This window comes from Kineococcus glutinatus (genome assembly GCF_039542765.1).
GTDB lineage: Bacteria > Actinomycetota > Actinomycetes > Actinomycetales > Kineococcaceae > Kineococcus_A > Kineococcus_A glutinatus.
Window position 1 is genome coordinate 1 of the sequence record NZ_BAABIL010000261.1, and the last position, 4,237, is coordinate 4,237.

Annotated in this window: 4 protein-coding genes and 1 pseudogene; all 5 read left to right on the forward strand. The window is 79.8% G+C overall.

The genetic code is table 11. The features are described from left to right. Positions 1-1,888: thioredoxin-like domain-containing protein (locus tag ABEB16_RS10790; protein WP_345712257.1), on the forward strand; the 1,888-nt coding region annotated here is incomplete at its 5' end. A 234-nt stretch (positions 1,889-2,122) separates the two neighbouring features. Next, positions 2,123-2,317: a hypothetical protein gene (locus ABEB16_RS10795; protein ID WP_345712258.1), complete on the forward strand. Its 195-nt coding sequence runs from the start codon at positions 2,123-2,125 to the stop codon at positions 2,315-2,317. 32 nt (positions 2,318-2,349) lie between these two features. Further along, complete coding sequence (locus ABEB16_RS10800; protein WP_345712259.1) at positions 2,350-2,892, forward strand: MauE/DoxX family redox-associated membrane protein; 543 nt, start codon at positions 2,350-2,352, stop codon at positions 2,890-2,892. Then, positions 2,889-3,740, forward strand: coding sequence for a TlpA family protein disulfide reductase (locus tag ABEB16_RS10805; RefSeq protein ID WP_345712260.1), 852 nt, complete (start codon positions 2,889-2,891; stop codon positions 3,738-3,740). The genes ABEB16_RS10800 and ABEB16_RS10805 overlap by 4 nt, the downstream gene beginning before the upstream one ends. A 92-nt stretch (positions 3,741-3,832) precedes the next feature. Continuing rightward, positions 3,833-4,237, forward strand: a pseudogene (locus ABEB16_RS10810) (methylamine utilization protein MauF); the annotation flags it as partial.

Below are 4,237 nucleotides of genomic sequence, written 5' to 3' on the forward strand. Positions count from 1 at the left end.
GGCACCGGCGCTGCGGGGCGGGCGCTGGCTGGGCACCCCCGGCGGGGCCGAGCCGCCGGCGGCGCGGCCGCGCGGCGCGGTGGTGCTGCTGGACTTCTTCACCGGCGGGTGCGTGAACTGCCTGCACGTCCTCGACGAGCTGCGCGGCCTCGAGGCGCGCTTCGGCGCCGCCCTCACCGTCCTCGGGGTGCACTCCCCGAAGTTCCCGCACGAGGCGGACCCGGCCGCGGTCGAGAGCGCCGTGGCGCGCCTCGGCGTCGACCACCCCGTGCTCGACGACGCGGCGCTGCACACCTGGCGGGCGTACGCGGTGCGCGCCTGGCCCACCCTCGTGGTCGTCGACCCCGCCGGTTACGTCGCCGGCCGCTTCTCCGGGGAGGGGCACGCCGGGGCGGTCGCGGCGCTCGTGGCGGAGCTCCTCGACGGGTCCGGGGCCGCCGACCCCGGGCCCCCTCCGCCCGCACCCCTCGCACCGGCCGCCGGCCTGCGCTTCCCCTCCGCCGCGCTGCCGCTGCCCTCCGGTGCGCTGCTCGTCGCCGACACCGGCGCCCACCGGCTCGTGGAGTTCGACCCGCACACCGGGGACGTGCTGCGCGGCACCGGTTCCGGCGCCCGCGGGCTCCGCGACGGGGACGCCGCCGCCGCCCGGTTCAGCGCCCCGCGCGGCCTGGCGCTGCTGCCACCGGACGTCGCCGCGGCCTGCGGCTGGGACGTCGTCGTCGCCGACACCGGCAACCACGCGCTGCGCGGGGTGCGGCTGGCCGACGGGTCGGTGCGCACCGTCGCGGGCACCGGGCGGCAGCTGCGGCGCCGCGAGGGCGGTGGCCCCGCGCTGGAGCAGGACCTCGCCAGCCCCTGGGACGTGGCGTGGTTCGACGGGCAGGTGGTCGTGGCGATGGCCGGCACGCACCAGCTGTGGGCGTTCGACCCGGCACCGGAGGCGGCGCGGGGCGTCGTGCGGGTGCTGGCGGGCACGACCGCGGAGGGCCTGCGCGACGGGCCCGCCGAGCTGGCCTGGCTCGCGCAGCCGTCCGGGCTGGCCGCGGAGCCGGGCGGGGCGGGGCTGTGGTTCGTCGACGCGGAGACCTCCGCGCTGCGCCGGCTGGCCCGCGACGGCGCCGGGCCCCGGCCGGCGCGCTCGGTGCCCGTGGTGGCCGACGACCGGATGGCGAACGCCGCGCCCCTCGACGCCGCCGGCACCCCGAGCGGGTACGAGGTGGTCACCGCGGTGGGCCTGGGCCTGTTCGACTCCGGCCTGCGCGACGGCCCCGGCCGGGTGCCCGAGGGCGCCGAGGACGCCGCCGCGCTGCTCCAGCACCCCGAGGGCGTGGCGCTCGCGCCGGACGGGGCGGTGCTCGTCGCCGACACCTACAACGGGGCGGTGCGCCGCTGGGACCCCGCGGCGGGTGTGCTGACGACGCTGCGCGCGGGGCTGGCCGAGCCCACCGGGGTGCTGGCGGTGGGCGGTGAGCTGCTCGTCGTGGAGTCCGCGGCGCACCGCGTGGTGCGGTTGCCGCCGCCGGGCGGGGAGGCGGCGGAGCGGGTGCTCGACGTGGTGCTGGCGCCGGGGGAGGTGCGCCTGGCGGTGCGGTTGCCGGCGGGGCAGCGGCCCTCCGGTGGTGAGGTCGACGGGGCGCGGCTGGCCGTGGCCGCCGAGCCCGCCGCGCTGCTGGGCGACGGGGCGGGGGAGGGCCCCGGCCTGCACCGCGCGCTGCGGGTGGCGGACGGGGCCGGCGGCGGGGTGCTGCGGGTGGTGGCGCGGGTGGTGGCGTGCGCGGCGGACGGCTCGGGTGCGGCGTGCACCCTGCGCTCGGCGGCCTGGCTGCTGCGGGTGCGGCTGGCGGCGGGCGCGCCCCGCGACGTGGTGCTGGACCTGCCCGCGGGGTGAGGGGCGCCCTCCCACCCCTGAGTGCCCACCTCTCCCCTGAGCGCCCATCTCCGGGTTCGGGCGCCGGAACCGGGGTCTGGGAGCGCCCATCTCCGGGTTCGGGCGCTCCCAGACCCCATCGGGAGCGCCCGAACCCGAAGATGGGCGCTCCAGCCCGCGCCGTGCCGTGCGCCCGGCCGCACCCGCGGCGCTACCTGGCGTGACGGCCCGATCGCTCCGTGGTGAGCTGGAGGCATGGACGAACGCCGAGGCGCCCCCGAGCGGCGCAAGCTCGTCGACCTCACCCGCGCCGAGCGCGGCGAGCCCGAGCGGCGCGCCATGCCCGGCGTCGAGCGGCGCGACCTGGAGCAGCGGGAGCCACCGCTGCCCGACGACACCCCCGACGACACCTCCGAGGACCGGGACGCGCCGGAGCGCACCACCCCTTGACCGCGGCGCCGCCAGCGCACAGTGTCCTCGGTGTGCACGCGCTGCTCGTCCCGCACGTCGCGGGGTGCCTCCTGCTGCTCGTCGCAGCCCGGGCGAAGCTGCTGCGGCCGGCCTCGACCGCGCAGGCGCTGCGCACCCAGGGGCTGCCCTCCGCGACGGCCCTGGTGCGGCTGCTGGGTGCGGCCGAGGTGGCGCTGGCCGTCGCCGCGCTCGCCGAGGTGCCCGGTGCGGCCGCGCTGGTGGCCTGCGCCTACGCCGCGTTCACCGGCTTCGTCCTGCTGGCGCTGCTGCGCCGGCGCCCGCTGAGCTCCTGCGGCTGCTTCGGCGAGCCGGACCTGCCGCCGACCGCCGCGCACGCCGTCGTGACCGCGCTGCTGGCCACCGCCGCCGCAGCGGTCGCCCTGACCGGTGGCGCGGCGGGTGTGCCCGGTCTGGTCGGCGCGGGTGCCGGTGCCGCGCTCGCCGCCGGTGCCGCGGCGGTGCTCGTGTGCTGGCTGGCGCTGCTGGCGCTGACCGCCCTGCCCCGGCTGGTCGCCGCCCGGCGCCCGGCCCCCGCCCCCGCGTCCGGAGCGTGACCGTGCCCGTCCTCGTGACCGTCCTGCTCGTCGGCCTCACCGCGGCCGTCGCGCTGCTGGGCCTGCTGGTGGCGGGCCTGCTGCGCAGCCACGCGGAGATCCTGCGCTCCCTGCACGAGCTGGGCGCCGGCCGGGAGGACACCGCGCCGCGCGCCACCGGCGGACCGGTGGACCTGCCGTTCGAGGTGGGCCGCGGCGTGGTGGGGCCCGCGGGTGCGACGGGCACGCTGACGGGGGGTGCGGCGCCGGACGTCAGCGGCACGACGCCCACCGGGGACAGCGTCCAGGTCGCGGTGACGACGGGGCAGGACGTGCTGCTGGCGTTCCTGTCCAGCGGCTGCCTGACCTGCCACGGCATCTGGGGGCGCTTCCGCGAGCGGGCCCCCCTGGGCCTGCCCGCCGGCACCCGGCTGGTGGTCGTGACGCAGGGCACCGAGCGGGAGAGCGCGACGGCGGTGCGCGAGCTCGCCGCCGACGGGTTGCTGGTGGTGATGTCGACGACGGCGTGGGAGGGCTACGAGGTGCCGGGCTCGCCGTACTTCGTGCTGGTCGACGGCGCCGCGGGCCGGGTCGCGGGGGAGGGCAGCGCGACGAGCTGGGAGCAGGTGGAGCGCCTGGTGCGGCAGGCCACCGGCGACCGGGCCCTCGACGCCCGCGCCCACGCTCACGTGCACGACCGCGGCGAGGACGTCGGGGACGGGGCGCACCGGGAGGCGCGGGCGGACCGGGAGCTGCTGGCCGCGGGCATCGCGCCGGGCCACCCGAGCCTGGAGCTGACGGCGGACGACCTGCTGGGCGGGCCCGCGGCGGAGCCGTCGGCGGCGGAGCGGGCGCGGGGGCGTGGCTGAGCGTGGAGCTGGGGACGTGGGCGCTGCTGGCGGGGGTGCCGACCGCGGTGCTGGCGGCGCTGCGCGCGACGTGGTCACCTTGAGGTGAGTCGATGCTCTCGAGCATCACCCCGCTCGGTGAGCGGGGACGAGCGAGCCGCTGGCCGGTGACGGTGGCGGCGCACCTGGCCGGTTCCGCCCTGGGCGGCGCGGCGCTGGGCACCGCCCTGGGTGCGCTGGGTTGGGCGCTGCCGCTGGAGCGGGCGGCGGCGGCACCGGTGGCCCTGGCGCTGCTGGTGGTGGTCGCGGCCTGCGCGCTGGCCGTGGAGGCGGGGCGGCTGCCGCAGCCGCCGACGTGGCACCGGCAGGTCGACGAGGACTGGCTGCACCGCTACCGCGGCTGGGTGTACGGGTTCGGCTACGGCGTCCAGCTCGGCCTGGGGGTCGTCACCATCGTCACCTCGCCGCTGCTGTACGTGGCGCTCGCGCTGGCGGTCCTCACCGGCGACCCCGCGGCC